Source organism: Microcoleus sp. Aus8_D2, from assembly GCF_036702665.1.
GTDB lineage: Bacteria > Cyanobacteriota > Cyanobacteriia > Cyanobacteriales > Microcoleaceae > Microcoleus.
In genome coordinates this window covers 25852-41981 of sequence record NZ_JAUBUN010000057.1, presented here as the reverse complement: position 1 = coordinate 41981, position 16130 = coordinate 25852, and the positions used below count along the sequence as shown (strand labels likewise).

At 46.2% G+C, this 16130-nt stretch carries 19 protein-coding genes; 7 read left to right on the top strand and 12 right to left on the bottom strand.

What is annotated here, in order from left to right; translation table 11 throughout:
- Positions 1–116 precede the first annotated feature (116 nt).
- From QUB64_RS29370 to QUB64_RS29360, 3 genes are all read left to right on the top strand, one after another.
- Entirely contained in the window at positions 117–854 is a 738-nt protein-coding gene (locus QUB64_RS29370; protein ID WP_333277463.1) for an LmeA family phospholipid-binding protein, read from the top strand.
- A gap of 571 nt (positions 855–1425) precedes the next feature.
- On the top strand, positions 1426–1716 hold the full coding sequence (locus QUB64_RS29365) for a DUF1816 domain-containing protein (protein WP_333277461.1): 291 nt from the start codon (positions 1426–1428) through the stop codon (positions 1714–1716).
- A gap of 643 nt (positions 1717–2359) precedes the next feature.
- The gene (locus QUB64_RS29360; protein WP_333277459.1) at positions 2360–2632 is read left to right on the top strand and encodes a DUF1816 domain-containing protein; all 273 of its coding nucleotides are present in this window, start codon (positions 2360–2362) and stop codon (positions 2630–2632) included.
- A 243-nt stretch (positions 2633–2875) separates the two neighbouring features.
- Here the strand turns inward: QUB64_RS29360 and QUB64_RS29355 are convergent, their stop codons facing one another.
- The 3 genes from QUB64_RS29355 to QUB64_RS29345 form a co-directional block, all read right to left on the bottom strand.
- The gene (locus QUB64_RS29355; RefSeq protein ID WP_333277456.1) at positions 2876–3133 is read right to left on the bottom strand and encodes a hypothetical protein; all 258 of its coding nucleotides are present in this window, start codon (positions 3131–3133) and stop codon (positions 2876–2878) included.
- A gap of 34 nt (positions 3134–3167) precedes the next feature.
- Positions 3168–4181, bottom strand: coding sequence for a J domain-containing protein (locus QUB64_RS29350; RefSeq protein ID WP_333277454.1), 1014 nt, complete (start codon positions 4179–4181; stop codon positions 3168–3170).
- A 209-nt stretch (positions 4182–4390) separates the two neighbouring features.
- The gene (locus QUB64_RS29345) at positions 4391–4597 is read right to left on the bottom strand and encodes a hypothetical protein (protein ID WP_333277452.1); all 207 of its coding nucleotides are present in this window, start codon (positions 4595–4597) and stop codon (positions 4391–4393) included.
- A gap of 450 nt (positions 4598–5047) precedes the next feature.
- Between QUB64_RS29345 and QUB64_RS29340 the strand changes: the two genes are divergently transcribed.
- On the top strand, positions 5048–5287 hold the full coding sequence (locus QUB64_RS29340) for a hypothetical protein (RefSeq protein WP_333277450.1): 240 nt from the start codon (positions 5048–5050) through the stop codon (positions 5285–5287).
- Between the two features lie 91 nt (positions 5288–5378).
- On the opposite strand, the gene QUB64_RS29335 is transcribed toward QUB64_RS29340, so the two are convergent.
- Positions 5379–6668: a glucose-1-phosphate adenylyltransferase gene (locus QUB64_RS29335; protein ID WP_333277448.1), complete on the bottom strand. Its 1290-nt coding sequence runs from the start codon at positions 6666–6668 to the stop codon at positions 5379–5381.
- A 585-nt stretch (positions 6669–7253) separates the two neighbouring features.
- Between QUB64_RS29335 and QUB64_RS29330 the strand changes: the two genes are divergently transcribed.
- Complete coding sequence (locus QUB64_RS29330) at positions 7254–8720, top strand: glycoside hydrolase family 13 protein (RefSeq protein WP_333277446.1); 1467 nt, start codon at positions 7254–7256, stop codon at positions 8718–8720.
- Between the two features lie 172 nt (positions 8721–8892).
- Here the strand turns inward: QUB64_RS29330 and QUB64_RS29325 are convergent, their stop codons facing one another.
- Positions 8893–9315, bottom strand: coding sequence for a fasciclin domain-containing protein (locus tag QUB64_RS29325; RefSeq protein ID WP_333277445.1), 423 nt, complete (start codon positions 9313–9315; stop codon positions 8893–8895).
- A 165-nt stretch (positions 9316–9480) separates the two neighbouring features.
- A complete protein-coding gene (locus QUB64_RS29320) occupies positions 9481–9906 on the bottom strand; it encodes a DUF2358 domain-containing protein (RefSeq protein ID WP_333277467.1) in 426 nt (141 codons plus the stop codon).
- A gap of 58 nt (positions 9907–9964) precedes the next feature.
- Here QUB64_RS29320 and QUB64_RS29315 point away from each other — a divergent pair, with 58 nt between their 5' ends.
- Positions 9965–10516 (top strand): hypothetical protein, encoded by a 552-nt coding sequence (locus QUB64_RS29315; protein ID WP_333277443.1) that lies wholly within the window; start codon positions 9965–9967, stop codon positions 10514–10516.
- A gap of 223 nt (positions 10517–10739) precedes the next feature.
- Here QUB64_RS29315 and QUB64_RS29310 read toward each other — a convergent pair whose 3' ends face one another.
- Entirely contained in the window at positions 10740–11954 is a 1215-nt protein-coding gene (locus QUB64_RS29310) for a histidinol-phosphate transaminase (RefSeq protein ID WP_333277441.1), read from the bottom strand.
- Between the two features lie 294 nt (positions 11955–12248).
- Here QUB64_RS29310 and QUB64_RS29305 point away from each other — a divergent pair, with 294 nt between their 5' ends.
- Positions 12249–12533 carry a WGxxGxxG family protein gene (locus QUB64_RS29305; RefSeq protein ID WP_333277438.1) on the top strand — a complete coding sequence of 95 codons (285 nt, stop codon included), beginning with the start codon at positions 12249–12251 and terminating at the stop codon, positions 12531–12533.
- A 186-nt stretch (positions 12534–12719) separates the two neighbouring features.
- On the opposite strand, the gene QUB64_RS29300 is transcribed toward QUB64_RS29305, so the two are convergent.
- The 5 genes from QUB64_RS29300 to QUB64_RS29280 form a co-directional block, all read right to left on the bottom strand.
- Complete coding sequence (locus QUB64_RS29300) at positions 12720–13427, bottom strand: ROK family protein (RefSeq protein WP_333277436.1); 708 nt, start codon at positions 13425–13427, stop codon at positions 12720–12722.
- A 32-nt stretch (positions 13428–13459) separates the two neighbouring features.
- Positions 13460–14149: a YqiA/YcfP family alpha/beta fold hydrolase gene (locus tag QUB64_RS29295; RefSeq protein WP_333277434.1), complete on the bottom strand. Its 690-nt coding sequence runs from the start codon at positions 14147–14149 to the stop codon at positions 13460–13462.
- A 116-nt stretch (positions 14150–14265) separates the two neighbouring features.
- On the bottom strand, positions 14266–14754 hold the full coding sequence (locus QUB64_RS29290; RefSeq protein WP_333277432.1) for a Spy/CpxP family protein refolding chaperone: 489 nt from the start codon (positions 14752–14754) through the stop codon (positions 14266–14268).
- A 24-nt stretch (positions 14755–14778) separates the two neighbouring features.
- Complete coding sequence (locus QUB64_RS29285; protein ID WP_333277430.1) at positions 14779–15207, bottom strand: hypothetical protein; 429 nt, start codon at positions 15205–15207, stop codon at positions 14779–14781.
- The gene (locus tag QUB64_RS29280; RefSeq protein WP_333277466.1) at positions 15204–15794 is read right to left on the bottom strand and encodes a sigma-70 family RNA polymerase sigma factor; all 591 of its coding nucleotides are present in this window, start codon (positions 15792–15794) and stop codon (positions 15204–15206) included. The genes QUB64_RS29285 and QUB64_RS29280 overlap by 4 nt, the downstream gene beginning before the upstream one ends.
- Positions 15795–16130 lie beyond the last annotated feature (336 nt).

Genomic DNA, 16130 nt, shown 5'->3' with positions numbered 1-16130 from the left:
CAGTTAAGGGACACTGGTAAGTGGCAGCAAGGTCTGAAAGTACCTAAATTGGTTGATTTACTGGACAATTCCTAGAATTTTAGACATTAATGGCTGAAAGTATTGATAAATATAGAATGAGTACATCCTTTCAAGGTCAAAATGGCGATCGCCTTGTCAGCAAAGTAGCAGGAGCTGCGATCGCGGCCTTATTCAAACGTTCAGAAAAGGCAGAAGCCAACATCCGAGTCGAACCTGTGGCCAAACTATTACAGGGAAGCATCGACGGTTTCGACTTCGTTGGCAAAGGTATGTTAATGTACAACGGCCTGCGCATAGAGGTGATGGAACTTTACTTGCAAGCACTCTCCATTGATTTTGGGGCGATTTTTGCAGGTCAAGTCAAATTGCGGCAGCCTACCCAGGCAAATATGCGAGTCGTCTTAAGTCGATCGGATTTAACCACCTCATTCAATACACCTTTTGTAGTTGAAAAACTCCAAAAGCTGAAATACCAAGAGCAATCTCTGTACTTTCAAAACACTGAAGTTAGCTTCGGAACAGACAAATCAATTCGGCTTCAGTCCGAGATTACGATCGGCCAGGACAGCGAACCAGTCAAAATAGATATTACAGCTCAGTTGCAAGTAGAAGACCGACGCAAAATCCAATTTGTCAGCGTTACTTACGGCGGTGACGGGCAAGCAGTAGACTTGGCTCAAGCTATAATTGCCCACGTAAATAACTTGCTAGACTTAGACAAATTTGCCTTAGAAGGCACTCAACTGCGAGTAGACCGCTGTCGAGTTCAAAACGACGAGCTGGTTTTTTACGGTTGGGCTGGCATCGAACAGTTCCCCAAAGGCAAGCGCTAAGCCTCATCGTGCTCAGGTTTGCGGAAAAATCAGATTGGTTTGAGGACTTTTATAGCTCAACAAAACAACCCGCCCCGGCGGGTTTTGCTATTTTAGCCACAGTTTTTCAGCTATGGCGTTGCTAGCGTAAACATAACTTATGCAACGCATAATATGCGGACTAATTGTTTACTTGTTACCAGGCAGAGCCTGGTAACGTAGATCCGGAGGCTCTGCCTCCTTTTAGCTCGCAGCTTATAGGATAAAGAACTGTAGGAGGTGTTTAAGTTATTAAATTTTCCTTCCTTAGTTAAATTATTTGGGGTGACAATTTATAGCGCGCCATCAAGCTTAAATTTAAATCCAAAGTAGCTTATTCCCTGCGATTCTAGATTTCGCCTCAAAATCAGCACTCAGGTTGAGGCGATCGCCCAAATAGTCTTGATAAAGTTAGAGTGTCTTGGATGCAGCAACCGGGTTTGAGGAAGGAAATTCTGTGGTAAAGGGCGATCGCGAAGAATGGACAACCCGGTTGATGAGAGTCGCGAGGACGCAAGTCCTGTTAGAAAATAAATAACCATAAAGAGGAAAAATGCTTGGATTTTATTTATTTTGTCTCTACGTCGGAGTCTTGTGCGTGTTTGTTAAGCCCAGCCGCCGCGGGCCAGAGAAATGGTGGGTAGAAATCGTCACAGATTTGCCCGACTGTACCTACTATTTTGGCCCTTTTGACACCGACAAAGAAGCCTCCAGCCATACTCCGGGCTACATCGAAGACTTGGAAAGCGAGGGAGCCAAAAGAGTTAGCATCCGCATCAAACGATGCCATCCTTCGGATCTCACCATCTGCGAAAGTGAATTTTCAGAGGGTATCGCAGCTTAATATTTTTGATAGTTCAGGCTGCATAAACCGGGTTTTTTGACTGAAATGCTCCCTCTATTGTGAGAAGTATCCGTTAAACAACTTCGGTTTCTGCGCGCCAAGAGTTGGTCATATCATATCCGGTCGATTACCATAACAAAAAAAGTTAGTAGTGCGGACTTAAGTCCGCAGCCAGAGAGCGGACTTAAGTCCGCACTACGAACAAAAATGGTTAGTAGTGCGGACTTAAGTCCGCAGCCAGAGAGCGGACTTAAGTCCGCGCTACGAACAAAACCGTACCTGATATCAGTTCTGTTTGAGTTTTCAATTATCGAAAAAGAGAAATAGAAATCGGAAGAAGGAAGGCAAAATCTTCCGCAACGGTTTCAGCAATTAATAACTTCCTCAGCGTCGGGCGTGGTTGCTATAACTCTAGGCTGAACCATAGATTAAGCATCGTTTTCTCCTACTGCGTGCTTTGCGTACTTTGTAGTTGTAGGGACGGCTTAAAAATTTGCCTCTTCTCCACCAAAATGCTGATGTTAGCCAGCATTTACTCTCAACAATTACGGCGGTTAAATCAGCACTGAGGACGAGCCGATCGAGCTATTTGTCCTGCTAAGTTAAGAACAGTAAAAACTACTTGACTTCTGGGAGAGCTACTATGTTCGGACTTTATCTATTCGGTATGTACGTTGCTGCTTTCTGGATACTGACTCAACCGCTGGGCAGCGGTAGAGGTCGCGAGTGGTGGGTGGAAGTTGACACAGATTCGCCCAAGCGCACCTATTACTTTGGCCCCTACGAAAGCAAGGATGAAGCTTCTAATAACACGAACGGCTACATCAAAGATTTGGAGAAAAAAGGAGCTAAAAAAATTAGCATTAACATCAAGCAAGGTCGCCAACCCAGTCAGTTAACAGCTAGCGATGAGTAAAATTCAATTAGGTTTAAGGTTCGCGTCAATCCAGCTATTGGCCTTGCCAAGTTGATGCTAAGTGTCAGTCTCGATTAGGCGCGAACTGTGAACTATAAATAAATAACTTTTAAAACCCAGGGTTCGGACGGCAAACAACATTAATTGCAGCAGTATCTTCAGCTACTTGGGTAGAAAACAAAAAACTTCGATCGGCAGTCTGAGAGGTACAGGGAGCTCAAAACCCAGTTTTTGAGTGTTTTTTTAGCTGCTAAACCGCATATTTTCCGCAAAAACCGGGTTGTTTGCCTCCCAGACTCCAAAAGTTACCAGAAATAATTGGTTTAAAGCCCGCCCGCCCGATCGGGAGAAATTTAAAAAATACGATTCATTACTCCAATCCTCGGACTGACCGGGAGAGGTCGCCCTCAAGCGGTCAACTGTCAAGCGGTCAACTGTCAACTGAAGCTGATACGGCTGCATTGCCGATCGCACATCACTAACTTTTTCTGCTGTTGGCATCGATCGCACCAGTAGTTAATTCTCAGAATTAAGATTAAAGCACCATCTGGTTGAGAGTGCTGCGGGGATTAAAAGTGCGATTTGCCTTGATTTTCTCATAGCATTCGCGTTCTACAGCAGTGAGTTCTTTCGGCGGGACGATCGCAATTTTTACCAACAAATCAGTGCGTTCATCTTTCTTCGGTTTCGGCCATCCCTTCCCTCGCAACCGCAAAGACTGACCCGATCGCATCCCCGCCGGAAATTTTACAACGATCGTACCTTCAGGCGCCGGCACTTCTATTGAAGCTCCCAACACCGCTTCGTCGGGAGTTATCGGCACTTCGCAGACCAAATTCTCTCCCTCAAACTGGAAGAAAGCGTGAGGTAAAACTTCTAACTTTAGGTACAAATCTCCCTGCTGCTTGGTTTGCGGGTCAACTTGACCTTTGCCTTTCACTCGAATTTTGCTGCCGGTTTTCACTCCCGCAGGAATCGAAACTTCACCAGTAGCGACTCGCTTGGAAGTTCCCCGAAATGCTTCCCCCAGAGTCAGAGAAATTGTCACCTCAGTGTCGCGAGTGCCTCCGGCGCTGCGGTTATCGTAGCCAGCAAAATCTTCAAATCCGCCAAAACCTGTCGGCCCGCCGCTGCTGGTGCGGTAGTTGCTATAATTCCACTTGCTGCTGCGGCTACTACCCGCACTGCTACCGGCCGCGCGACCCAGCAAAGCATTAATAAATTCGTCAAAACTGCCGTACTGGCTGAAGTCAACCCCACCAAAGTCTACATTCGTACCCGCCGGGCCCGGCCATCCGCCGGGAGTTGCAGCCGCTTGCTTCCAGTATTGACCGTATTGGTCGTATTTTTTGCGTTTTTCTGGGTCTGAAAGCACTTCGTAAGCTTCGTTTACTTCTTTAAAACGAGCTTCGGCTTCTTTGTTCCCCGGGTTCATGTCCGGGTGATATTTCCGGGCTAGTTTGCGGAAAGTTTTTTTAATTTCATCAGCGCTGGTGGTTTTGTTGAGTCCCAAAATAGCGTAATAGTCTTTAAAATCTGTTGCAGCCATTAAGTAATCCCCTCTTTATTAGTTGTTAGTTGTTAGTTGTTAATTGTTAGTTGTTAGTTGTTAGTTGTTAGAAAGAATAAATCCCAAATTAGCAGGATGGCGAATTATAGCAACCGCGCCCAACGGTGAGGACGTTCTCGCGTTGCACCTCTTCCTTCTTCCCACTTCCTTCTTCCTTCTTACTTCTTCCTTCTTCTGATTATAGGTTATCAAAGGTTTAGACTCGATCGAGTTCGGTTGTTGCTTGCGGGACATCGCAATTTCCACACCTCGCTGCTGTTGGAGATTTTCAGGAGTTGTGCGCCGTTGGGATTTTCGCGTGGTGGCGCGAGCTTTAGGGTGCGACTGGGTTGAGGCGAGCCGTAGAAAGCTGATGCAGGCAAGTTGGCGCGATCGCCCGTCGGGTTGACTGGCACGCGAGCATCGCTCTTTTTTGCTCTTTTTTTCTGAATGTGCGATCGAACTTTTCTTTCTCTAGCTGTTCACCAATGCAAATCCTAGCAGGTTCTCACCAGCAAGTCCCGTCGAATCTGCTGCCTATATTTTGAGGCGATTATACCATAAAGTGTGCAGTAATTCAACTACCTTTCGAGATATTTTTTACGGAAGATACCGATGCTATACTATCTAATTTTGATAGCCTCTCCATAGACTTAAGTCACAGAAATACAACATAATTTCTCCCTTGTCTGTTAACTAGAACACACACTTTCAGAAAAATTAAGATACGATAGTAGATCAATAAGCTTTTAACGCTACCAGAGTGCTACTATTATGAATTATTTGCTAAGTTGGCCTTGCGGCTGCTGCGACGATTGGAAAGATAGTTCCGAGAGTTGTGTTGTGCTCAGAAACGGGCAGCGCATTTGTCAGTCGTGCTACGATCGCAAATACCAGAATCAGAAGCTATCGGCCCGACGCAGGCGATCGAACATATCTGTATCACAACAGACCGTAACAGAGACTGTGCCATATTGATGCGCCGGGGCTTGAATAAAGCCAAGTATTTCGACAACCTTGCATTAGCAGTTGCAATTAATAATGAACTAAAAAAAATAATTTCGTCATCAGTCATCAGTCATCGGTCATTGGCGATCTGTCACTAATTGATTTATGTATCATCAGTCACTGGCTGGCAGATAACAGATTTTAACTTAAAAAACTAATGACTGACGACTAATGACTAATGACTAATAACTAAATGATAGTTCCATCAGGAATCGTGGCGTTTTTCAGGACTACGACAATGCCGCTGCGGATATAAAAACCCTGGTTTTCGCGGTTAGCTTCTTCCACTCGGTCTTTATTAATGATTTGAACGTTGCGGCCGATGCGGGCATTTTTATCCACAATCGCGCGGCGAATTGTAGTATCTGCACCGATACCGAGGGCGACGCCGCCGTTGTCCAAACTCGAATGCCGTTCGGCGTCTGGTTCGTAGAAGTCAGAACCCATAACCAGGGTGTCTTGAATCGTACATCCAGCTTCTATGCGCGATCGAACTCCCAACACAGAATGGTCGATCCGGCATTGTTTGAGAATGCAGCCTTCAGCAATAATCGATTCCGTCACGTGAGTATCTAAAAGCTTAGTCGGCGGCAAGAAACGCGGGCGAGTGTAAATCGGCGCCTTTTCATCGTAGAAACTGAAAGGAGGCTTAGGCTGTTTTGTCAGCGCCAAGTTAGCATCATAAAAAGCCTCAATGGTTCCGATATCTTCCCAGTAATCGTCAAACAAATAAGCTTGAACGTTGTGGTTTTTTGCAGAATTCGGAATAATCTCTTTACCAAAATCAGTTTGGTTGGGAGATTCTTTCAGGAGTTTAATCAGAACTTCTTTTTTGAAGACGTAAATCCCCATCGAAGCAATGTAAGGACTTTCCTGAGCCTGCTGCGGTGTCAGTCCCAGTTTAGTAGTATCCACCTGCATTTGTTTGAGCGCATCGCCTTTTGGCTTTTCGCTGAAAGAAACAATGCGGCCGTTGTCGTCGATTTTCATCAAACCAAAATCCGAGGCCCGCTTCTCGTCCATTGGCAAAACCGAGAGGGTGATATCGGCGTTGGTTTCGCGGTGTCTCTCCACAAACTTCCGGTAGTCCATGCGGTAGAGGTGGTCGCCCGAGAGAATCAAGTATTCGTCAACGTCCCACTCTTCTAGCATCCAGAGATATTGGCGAACTGCGTCGGCTGTCCCTTGGAACCAGTCGGGGTTTTCCTGAGTTTGCTGGGCGGCGAGCACCTCGGCAAATCCGTCGGTGAAACCGGAAAACTGGTAGGTGCGAGCGATGTGGCGGTTCAGGGATGCCGAGTTGAACTGGGTGAGGACGTAGATTTTGACTATTTCCGAGTTGATGCAATTGCTGACTGGAATATCGATGAGGCGATATTTGCCTGCGAGGGGAACTGCGGGTTTGGCTCGCAGTTTGGTTAGGGGGTAAAGGCGGGTGCCGACACCGCCACCGAGGATGATGGCTAAGACTCTTTTCAAGGAACTTTCTCCCTAGGATCTATGAACTCTCCAAGTCCAGTGTCGGATGGTGAGGGCTTCTTGACAAGGGGGGGAAGGAGGAAGTTTTGAGTGATGAGTTCAGTCCCTGGCGCAGAAACCGGGTTGTTGAATCACAATACTTCGTTCAAACCCTGAATAACAGTTAAAAAACCCGGTTTATAAGAGTTGGAGTGCGTGCGCGACTGGAGTTATCAGTTTTGAGTTGTGAGTTAAAATACTCATCTATCAATAATGGATATTTTCAAAAGTTGGGGTTGTGAGTTAAAATACCCATCAGTAAATAAGGGCAGTTTAAGGAAAGAATAAGGGTCGGGGTTTTTGCTGCTGTTCCTGTTCTCTCTCGTTTGTCCAACTCCACAGCAGTCAGGACGCGCCGCCCGTCGGGACATCGAGTGATAGGGTAGAATCAGTTTTCAATTTTCTGAGATAGACTGCAAATTTGTGTGAGATTTGACTTTTGGTCGATCGACAAAACTTGACAAAGTGTCTATTTTTCTACCAAAAGCTAGATACCCTAGAAACCTCTGCTACTGTAGCCTAAGCCATAAAAGCTAGGAAAATTGTATGCAAATCCAAACGCCAGACTGGGTTAAACACGCCGTATTCTACCAAATATTTCCCGATCGCTTCGCCAAAAGCAAACAGCCCCGCAAACGCCTGCTGCAAAACTTCATGTGGGAAGAATGGCACGATATCCCCACGCTCCAAGGCTACAAAGGCGGCGACTTGTGGGGCGTGATGGAACAGCTAGACTACTTGCAAGATTTAGGCATTAACGCCATTTACTTTACCCCGATTTTTCAGTCGGCCTGCAATCACCGCTACCACACCCACGACTACTATCAAGTCGATCCGATGTTGGGAGGAAATCCGGCTTTTAAAGAGCTGCTAGATGCCGCGCACGATCGCAACATCAAAATCGTCCTCGACGGCGTATTCAACCACGCCAGCCGCGGCTTTTTCTTCTTCCACGACATCCTCGAAAACGGCCCCCATTCTCCGTGGTTGGATTGGTTTAAAATAGAAGGCTGGCCGCTATCTGCCTACGACGGCAATTTTCCTGCTAATTATGTCGGTTGGGACAGCAATCGAGCTTTGCCCGAATTCAATCACGACAATCCAGAAGTGCGAGAATACATCATGGAAATCGCCGAATACTGGATTAAATTCGGCATTGATGGCTGGCGGCTAGATGTTCCTTTTGAAATTAAAACTCCCGGATTTTGGCAGGAATTTCGAGAACGAGTTAAAGCAATTAATCCCGAAGCTTACATTGTCGGCGAAGTTTGGGAAGATGCCAGAGAATGGCTGGACGGCAGTCAATTTGACGGAGTGATGAATTATCTGTTTGCGGCGCCGACTATTGCTTTTGCAGCAGGCGACAGAGTAGATTTAGCTCAAATTGAAGGTCGTTCTTACCATCCCTATCCGCCGCTGTTTGCTAAACAGTATGGCGAAAAAATTCAGCACGTTTTGGAACTTTACCCGTGGCCGATACAGCTAACTCAGCTAAATTTGTTGGCCAGTCACGATACAGCCAGGTTGATCTCAATTGCTGGAGGCGATAAAGCTAGCGTCGAACTCGCTACTTTGCTGCTGTTAACTTTTCCCGGAGCTCCCAGCATTTACTACGGCGATGAAGTTGGTTTACCTGGTGCTCTAGATCCCGATTCTCGTCGCGGTTTTCCCTTAGAAGCTCACTGGGAACTTGAGGTTTTAGATTATCACAAACAGTTGATAGCTTTGCGGCACAAATACGCTGCCCTCCGCACTGGAGACTACCAAATTCTGTTTGCTGAGGGAACGGTTTACGTTTTTGCCAGAATTTTGGGGGATGAGGAAATAGTTGTTGCTGTCAATGTCGCAACAGAAGCAGCTCATATTAGCTTTGAAGCAGCTAATTTAAAATCTCCGCACGAGAAATTGCTGTTCGGTAAAGGCGAGTTTGTTTGGAAAGGTGAAGGGGAAACCCGGCAGTTAGAATTGATGCTGCCGGCGCGATCGGGCTTGATTTTAGGTTCCGCTAGTTAGTTTAAAATGTCCGCTAATTTGCACAAACCTTTAGTTTGTGAGGTTCGTAGTGAGGAATGCAAGTCCGCAATTAAAGGACTTGCATTCCTCACTACAAACCTTTAGTTTGATAGGTTCGTAGTGAGGAATGCAAGTCCGCAATCAAAGGACTTGCATTCCTGACTACAAACCTTTAGTTTGATTGGGCTGCCACTAATGCAGGCATTAGCACGGCATCAATGATATGGATGACGCCATTGTCTGCAAGAATATCTGAAGTCAGGACTTTAGCCTCATTGATTTTAATACCATCACAAGTATCAATTCCTACCACAGAACCTTCCACTGTTTCAGCAGAATGTAGTTCGATCAAGTTCTCAGTTAGTACCTCGCCAAACAGAATGTGATAGGTGAGAATTTTGTTAAGCTTGGGTATGTTTTCCATCCAAGAGGCAATAGTATTGGTAGGAATTTTGGCAAAGGCTTCGTCAGTGGGTGCTAAGACGGTGTAGGGGCCCGGACTTTGCAATAAATCTAACAAACCTGCGGCTTCAATAACAGTGACGAGTGTTCTGAAAGAGCCGGCATTGGTGGCAGTCTCGATAATATCAGCCATGATGTTTTTTGGGAGTGCAAATAGCAGAAAATGAATCTGGGGCGAAGATCATTTTACCAGTTTACAAACAGCAGAAAATTGATCGGAAGGCTGATGATTGTTTGAGCCACTATAGGTTACTCTGGTTGCTGGTGCGGATGGTGGAGTGCGATCGACCTTTTTGGCTTATCTTGGGTTCGCATCTTCCCCTTTGCGGAAAAACTGCTGGAGAATCTCCCCGGGTTTCCTGTCCCAAGTGTCCTCGTGTTGGTAAATTAAGCCCTCTGGATCCAGCTTGTATGTAGAATAGCCGTTGAAGAAGATCTGAGCTTTCCAGGGTACGCGCAGTGTCCCGCGAACAGTCCAATTTGCCACAATAGTATCAGGGGCTGTCTGACTTACGTCGTGCAGGTCGAAGTAAATCTCGCTAAAGAATAGCTGGCCGTGAAATCGCAGAGTCCAAAAGATAATGCGATAGTTGATTTTTCCTTTAAATTTGTTAACAGGGTCTTGAAAATAAACACCTTTTGTGTAGATGTCGTAGGAGATGTCTTTCTCAAACAGCGTCGGGAGATCCGCTTTGAGGGTCTCTACTGTTTGTTCTACCTGCATTTGATATTCGATCGCGCTCAAGCTACCACCTTGTGACAGTATTAATTTATAAGTTTAAATGGATAATCTCGATCGGCAGCAGGAGCATCGAAAACTTGATACCTCTAATTATATTGTCCGATCCGGCCTTTCTGCTGACCCGGACTTGCGACATCGAAACCTTGGCACAGATTTGACAGAACATCCCCACTCATCTGACATTCTCGCAGAAATCAACAGCGGCAAGCTGTTGATGGTAGATAGCCGTCGCCGGAACGGTCTAATTTTGATTAAAGGCTTCCACGCTGAGTTTGCCGGGCCTGGGGCTGCCGTTGGAGGTGCTTTTGATGCTGACTCGCAGCAGGCGATTCCTGTGGGCGATTTTTGTTTGGTTTGCCCTCTATCTCCCGCAGAAAGACAGAAAGCTTTCGGAATTCGGCGGCATTGGGTGCGGTTAACGGAACAGTTAACGGCAAAGCCTGTAGCTTTGGAACGCGCACAAATGCTTTTAACTCAGTTTGAACAATATTTTGATTGGGAAACAGTGGCACAAATTCCTGATGAAGTTTTGGCACTTTTAGTCGGCGTATTTCCCCAAACTATTCGTGCGGCGCGACAGATTGATAATTAAAAATTACATCTATCCTGTCGGGGAAAACAACCTCGATAAGTTGGTAGTGAGAACTTCAGTCCTCTCTAGTTTTATGAGGAGTGAAGTCTTTGCTACAAACCAATTTGTTAAATCCAGGATTTACCCATTAAGGCCAGAGAAACCGGGTTTTTTATTTAATCTGTGGACGAGCGCGAAGGATTTTCGTGAAAAACCCGGTTTCTGACTACCCGTGGGTAATTCCTCAATTCAAAATCGCAGAGATTCGATCGCAAGTGCGCTGATTTTCCTCCGGGCTGCCCACGGTAATTCGCAAACCTCCGCCTGTGTGGCGAATTAAAGTACCTTGAGCTTTTAGCTGCTGCATGATTTGTTGGTGCTCTGCTTCGGCAGATTTGCCCTCAGCGGCTTTCACCCGCAGGTAAACGAAGTTAGCTGCACTCGGCCAAACTTGCAGTTTTTGATGCTGAGTTAGCGCTGCAATTAATTTGGCTCTTTCTGAGATAATTTCAGGAATTACTGCTAGCAATAATTGCCGCTGGGCGAGGGCAAACTCTGCCGCTGTTTGCGAGAAACTGGGAAGGTTGTAGGGAAGGCGGATTTTTTCTAAGGTGGCTGTGAGTTCGGGATGGGCGATCGCATATCCGACTCTCATTGACGCTAGGCGAAATGCTTTGGAAAATGTTCGCAAAATTATCCAATTCGGATGTTGGTGCAATCTGTCGGCTAAGGTATTTTGGCTGAATTCAAAATAGGCTTCGTCAATTACTACTAACATATTTTCTGGCAAACTTGACAGCCATTCTATTTCATTGATTGTTAAAGCATTGGCTGTCGGGGAGTTGGGATGGACGACAAAGACGATGCGGACGGGGGGATTTTGATTTTGGTCGAGCGCGCTTTTAGCTGCATTGATGTCGAGCGCAAAATTCTCCTCTTGGCGCCGGGCACTGACAACGGGAATGCCGAGGGTGGTGGCGGTAATTCCGTACATCGAAAAGGTGGGATTGGCGACGAAAATGGAGCCGGCGCCGCCCAAGCAAGTAGCGATTAAGAGCGATCGAATTAGTTCGTCGGAACCGTTACCGACAGAGATATTGTCGGCTGTAATGGCGGTTTTTGGCTGTGGAACCCCCCCTAGCCCCCCCTTGTTAAGGGGGGGGATATTGAGGCTCTCCCCCTTGTTAAGGGGGGGGATATTTAGGGATTCGTTGACGTATTGGGCGATCGCTTCTTTGAGTGCTGCGTGGCCTCCGTCGGGATAGCGATTTGTCTCAATTAACTGCTGGTAAGTCCAAGCTAGCTTTTGTTTGAATTCCTCTGGCAGATCGTAAGGGCATTCGTTGGTGTCTAGGCGATCGAGTACACTTTCCGAGTGCGCTGATTCTCCTGAGACGCCGCCCGGATGGGGAGTGTATGCGGTAAGTTCGGCTAAGTCTTTGCGGATAAAGGAAAGCATGGTATGATTTTAAACTTTTGATTTGAGATTGTTGTGAGCTTACAAAGTAAGGCAGAAGGCCGAAGTCAAGAAAATTTACGAATGCAAAAATTTTCTTTTTTACCTCGCTGCTGAAATGTCTGCCGCATCCCGACTTACTTTTTCTGTATCAAAGGCGTCTCAACTTAGGATATAGCCTTTTCTATCTCGAAAGCAAGAGGAGAGGGAATTGAGTTTCTGTCGATCGATTGATGCGGTGGCAGCGGCCAATTGATTATTTTTGATAGAGTAACTGCTGATATTTGGAAACCAAGTATGAAAGTCAAGCCGAACGATATATCTACAAATGCCGCTGCTACCCTCATAGCTTTGAGTTTGGCTGTTCTCCCTTCAGCTATGCCTGCATCGGCTCAAACTAATTCCGCTCCGGCACAGAACAATACTGATTCTAATCGAGTTATTCTAGACAGAACTCCGTTTCAAGAAAGCAAGAGTGACAACAATCATTGGGGTGCTTTGGGTTTGTTGGGCATCCTCGGTTTGGCGAATCTGTTTCGCAAGGATGAACCCACACGCTACCGCGATCCGAGGGGCGAATAATTTTTTTAAATGGCGATCCTCTTTGAGGGCTCCGCTAACGCACCAGCCAAAAACCAAATCAACTGTCTGGGACGCAGAAACCGGGTTTTTTACGATCATAGTGGATTCTTGCCTTGAATCCTGGTCAAAAACCCGGTTTCTTTGATTTTCTTTGATATTGATGGGCACTTGTGCCACCAAGTTTATTCAATCGCGCCACAAAGCAATCCCGCCCAACAAACCGCTGACATTCGGTACTATTTTAACATTGGGCGGTAAATCAAAAGTAATTTTTTTGGTATTGCCTCCGCCGATGTAAAGGCGATCGCAGTTAAAGAGATTTTGGAGAGACACTAGCGCTTTTTCCAGACGGCGGTTCCACCTTTTGGAACCTACGGTATCTAATGCCAAACGCCCTAATTGCTGTTCGTAAGTTTCGCCTTTACGAAACGGGTGATGTCCTAATTCTAGATTGGGCACCAAGATACCATCGACAAACAAGGCCGAACCGAAACCGGTACCGAGGGTAATTACTAATTCTACCCCCGTTCCAGCAATTGCTCCCAATCCTTGAATATCCGCATCGTTAGCCACTCGCACAGGTTTTCCCAAGCGATCTTTGAGGGTAGTTGCTAGGTCAAAATCGATCCAAGACGGATCTAAATTGACTGCGGTTTTGGTGATGCCGCGACAGACGACACCGGGAAAACCCACGGATACTCGGTCAAATTCGCCTTGTGCGCTTGCTAAAGAGGCGATCGCCTCTAATACGGGTTCTGTTTTCGGCGGTTGAGGCGTTTCTAAACGGCTGCGTTCAGTTTGGGGTTCACCTTCAGCGTCCAAAACCATAACTTTGATGCCACTTCCGCCAATATCAACGGCTAAGGTGCGAGTCGATCGATCTTGTTCAGTCATTTGATTATTGAAACTTGCAAGTTGGTAACTTTTTAACTTTTGAATTGGCAAAACTTTTGAATCGCTTCCCAAATTTCCGCTAGGACATTTCCCAAAGAATGATCGTCTTCTAATTCGATTAATTGCACCCAGGGACGGTCAGCGGCAAAATTTCTGCTAGCTTGAATCGGTATGATTGTATCATGCTTGCCGTGAAGAATTAACGTAGGGACTGACCGCATTAATTTTTGTTCAGGGTATGGAGCCATATCTGCCACAAACTGATAATTCAACGGCAGATAACGCTGTTCGCGGTAGTGATAAACTGGCAAATATTTCTCAGACTGCCACTTTTGCAACTGTTGCTGTCCCAACAGCGGCAGCCAGTGGGAGAGAAATTGAAAAGCTGGTGCTAGCAAAACTATTTGGTTTACTGACAATTGTCGCTGGGCCAACCAAGCCGCTGTCAGCCCGCCAAAACTCGACCCAATGATGGTAACTTCCCCTAGATTTATTACATTTTCGGCAGATTGGGAGGATGGCGCGTGCAGAAATTCTGTTTCTATTTGGTGTAATTGGCGCGTGAGAGTGAGGCGCGAAAAATCGTTTTGATTGAGATCGGGAGTTTTGAGGTCAATTCCTAGGGAAGAAAAGCGATCGCGAAAATATTTAGCTTTTAGCGAATCGGGACTTGAAGCAAATCCGTGTAAATAAATGTAACTCGCATTGTTGGGTAGATTCATCCAGAAAATTTTAGGAAATTTACCAACTAATTATTTTAACTTAAATTATCGAACTGGTGGCTGCACACCCGACAAGTTTATTTTTTAGTAGGGCGTGCAGTCGGTAGCAGTGTAGATTATTGGGATTTTTGGCTGTTTTGTCTCCGGGCTTTAGCACCTTCCCTGCGCTGCTGCATCTGTTGAGAGAATTGGCTGCGCTGTTCGGGTGTCAGCACGTCTCGCATTGCCAATGTACTTTCAAATTGCACCTCTTCCAACTGCTGTCTCAATCCCATGATTTGGCGGTGTTTGTCGCGCATTAGGCTGGCATTTGCCGTGGAACTAGACATCATCGCTTCCAATTCTTTTCGGGCTTGGCGGACTGCTTGCATCCGCTGGGAAACTTGGTCTTTGTAGCGATCGCGAACTGCCTGCATTTTTTGCTTTTGATCGGCGCTTAAATTGAGTTTCTCAAACATCCCACCTACCTTACCACCCGATCGATTTGCATTTTCATTGCGCGCAATCGTTTCCGGTTGAACTGGGCTGGGAGCGGCGGTGGCGGCGGTGGCAGTACCGAGGGTCAAGATTAAAATAGCTAGGGCAGAAATTCGGCGCATTGACATGAAAGATTACCTCTTTAAGATTAGTTAATTTGTGGGCAGTTCGGTGTCATCGGTAACAGCGTAATCAAATAAGTCTGTTTGTGGGCGATCGAGCAAATTTTCGGTGTGAGAATCGTTCAATGCACCTTCCCAGTTGTTTACAAGAAATGCTTCTAGATGCGCGGCTTCATCGGCGTGAATTTGTGCGGTAGTTAGGATACGATAGCCTGACGCTAAAACTAGCAAGCTAGCAGCGATCGCAGAAGGAACAGCCCATTTTGCCAAGCCGAATGTTTTTGACTTTTTGCTAAATGCGATCGATCGCGAATCACCCAAAGACTTTTGATCTATCGCGTCATTCCTATCTATTGCTGCTAAAACTCTTTGCTCAAATTCGGGGGAGACATCCGGAACATTTGGGCGATTTTGCTTCAAAAAATTCACTAATTTGTCGTCGCTATTTTCATCGTTCATAGTTCGTCAACCCCCTGTTTTTGCAAAAAATGGCGCACAGAATTCCTGGCATAAAATACCCTAGATTTAACAGTCCCCATCGGCAGTCCCAAAATTTGGGCTACTTCTTTTTGCGGGATGTCTTCTAAGTCGTGCAGCACCAAAACGCTGCGGTGTTCAAAGCTCAATTGATCCAATCCTCGCTGCACTAAATCTTGATAGTGCAACTGCATCAAGTTGGATGTGTTATCTTTGAGAATAACCCGATCGATTGTTTCTTGATTTTTGAGTTGGGAGTCAAAGGAATGCTGTTTAGCAAATGCTTGTCTTTGGTCAGATGCCACGTTCCAAGTGATGCGATACAGCCAAGTTGAAAAGTTTTCCTGGTGTTTGAGTTTGGGTAATCCTTTCCAGACTCGCAGAAATACTTCTTGGGTTAAGTCGTCTAGAAGTGATGAACCGCAGAGTTGGTAAAGGGTTGACCTGACTTTGTGTTGGTAGCGTTGGTAAAGGTGACGAAAGCAAGTACGATCGCCCTTTAAGCACCGATCGACTAAGTAGGAGTCGGAACAGTCATCGATTAAAACATTGGCTGGCACACCTAACACCTGTGAAGTATCCCTCACCTGTTCGTTATCTGAAGCGTTTAGACAGGACAAGCGCGAAAAAGGTTCAAAGGATTTAAAATTCTTTTTTTCTGGGGCGACGGGTAGGGAAACGGCGGTTGAAACCGCGTCTACACAAACTTTCACGCGCATTGCCAAGGGTTGAAGATTTAACTCGTTCCCAGGAAGAGCCTGGGAACTAATATCTAGAGGCTCTGCCTCGTTGGGGAAAGAGGAGGCAGAGCCTCCGAATCAGCGTTACCAGGCGGGAGCCTGGTAACAAGTAACTAATATCTAGAGGCTCTGCCTCGCTGCCGAAAGAGGAGGCAGAGCCTCCGG

Excerpts from the sequence above, each read along its gene's own strand:
- QUB64_RS29370 (WP_333277463.1), top strand. The coding sequence starts at position 117 with ATGAGTACATCCTTTCAAGGTCAAAATGGCGATCGCCTTGTCAGCAAA.
- QUB64_RS29365 (WP_333277461.1), top strand. The coding sequence starts at position 1,426 with ATGCTTGGATTTTATTTATTTTGTCTCTACGTCGGAGTCTTGTGCGTG.
- QUB64_RS29360 (WP_333277459.1), top strand. The coding sequence starts at position 2,360 with ATGTTCGGACTTTATCTATTCGGTATGTACGTTGCTGCTTTCTGGATA.
- QUB64_RS29355 (WP_333277456.1), bottom strand. The coding sequence starts at position 3,133 with ATGCCAACAGCAGAAAAAGTTAGTGATGTGCGATCGGCAATGCAGCCG.
- QUB64_RS29350 (WP_333277454.1), bottom strand. The coding sequence starts at position 4,181 with ATGGCTGCAACAGATTTTAAAGACTATTACGCTATTTTGGGACTCAAC.
- QUB64_RS29330 (WP_333277446.1), top strand. The coding sequence starts at position 7,254 with ATGCAAATCCAAACGCCAGACTGGGTTAAACACGCCGTATTCTACCAA.
- QUB64_RS29325 (WP_333277445.1), bottom strand. The coding sequence starts at position 9,315 with ATGGCTGATATTATCGAGACTGCCACCAATGCCGGCTCTTTCAGAACA.
- QUB64_RS29320 (WP_333277467.1), bottom strand. The coding sequence starts at position 9,906 with ATGCAGGTAGAACAAACAGTAGAGACCCTCAAAGCGGATCTCCCGACG.
- QUB64_RS29315 (WP_333277443.1), top strand. The coding sequence starts at position 9,965 with ATGGATAATCTCGATCGGCAGCAGGAGCATCGAAAACTTGATACCTCT.
- QUB64_RS29310 (WP_333277441.1), bottom strand. The coding sequence starts at position 11,954 with ATGCTTTCCTTTATCCGCAAAGACTTAGCCGAACTTACCGCATACACT.
- QUB64_RS29305 (WP_333277438.1), top strand. The coding sequence starts at position 12,249 with ATGAAAGTCAAGCCGAACGATATATCTACAAATGCCGCTGCTACCCTC.
- QUB64_RS29300 (WP_333277436.1), bottom strand. The coding sequence starts at position 13,427 with ATGACTGAACAAGATCGATCGACTCGCACCTTAGCCGTTGATATTGGC.
- QUB64_RS29295 (WP_333277434.1), bottom strand. The coding sequence starts at position 14,149 with ATGAATCTACCCAACAATGCGAGTTACATTTATTTACACGGATTTGCT.
- QUB64_RS29290 (WP_333277432.1), bottom strand. The coding sequence starts at position 14,754 with ATGTCAATGCGCCGAATTTCTGCCCTAGCTATTTTAATCTTGACCCTC.
- QUB64_RS29285 (WP_333277430.1), bottom strand. The coding sequence starts at position 15,207 with ATGAACGATGAAAATAGCGACGACAAATTAGTGAATTTTTTGAAGCAA.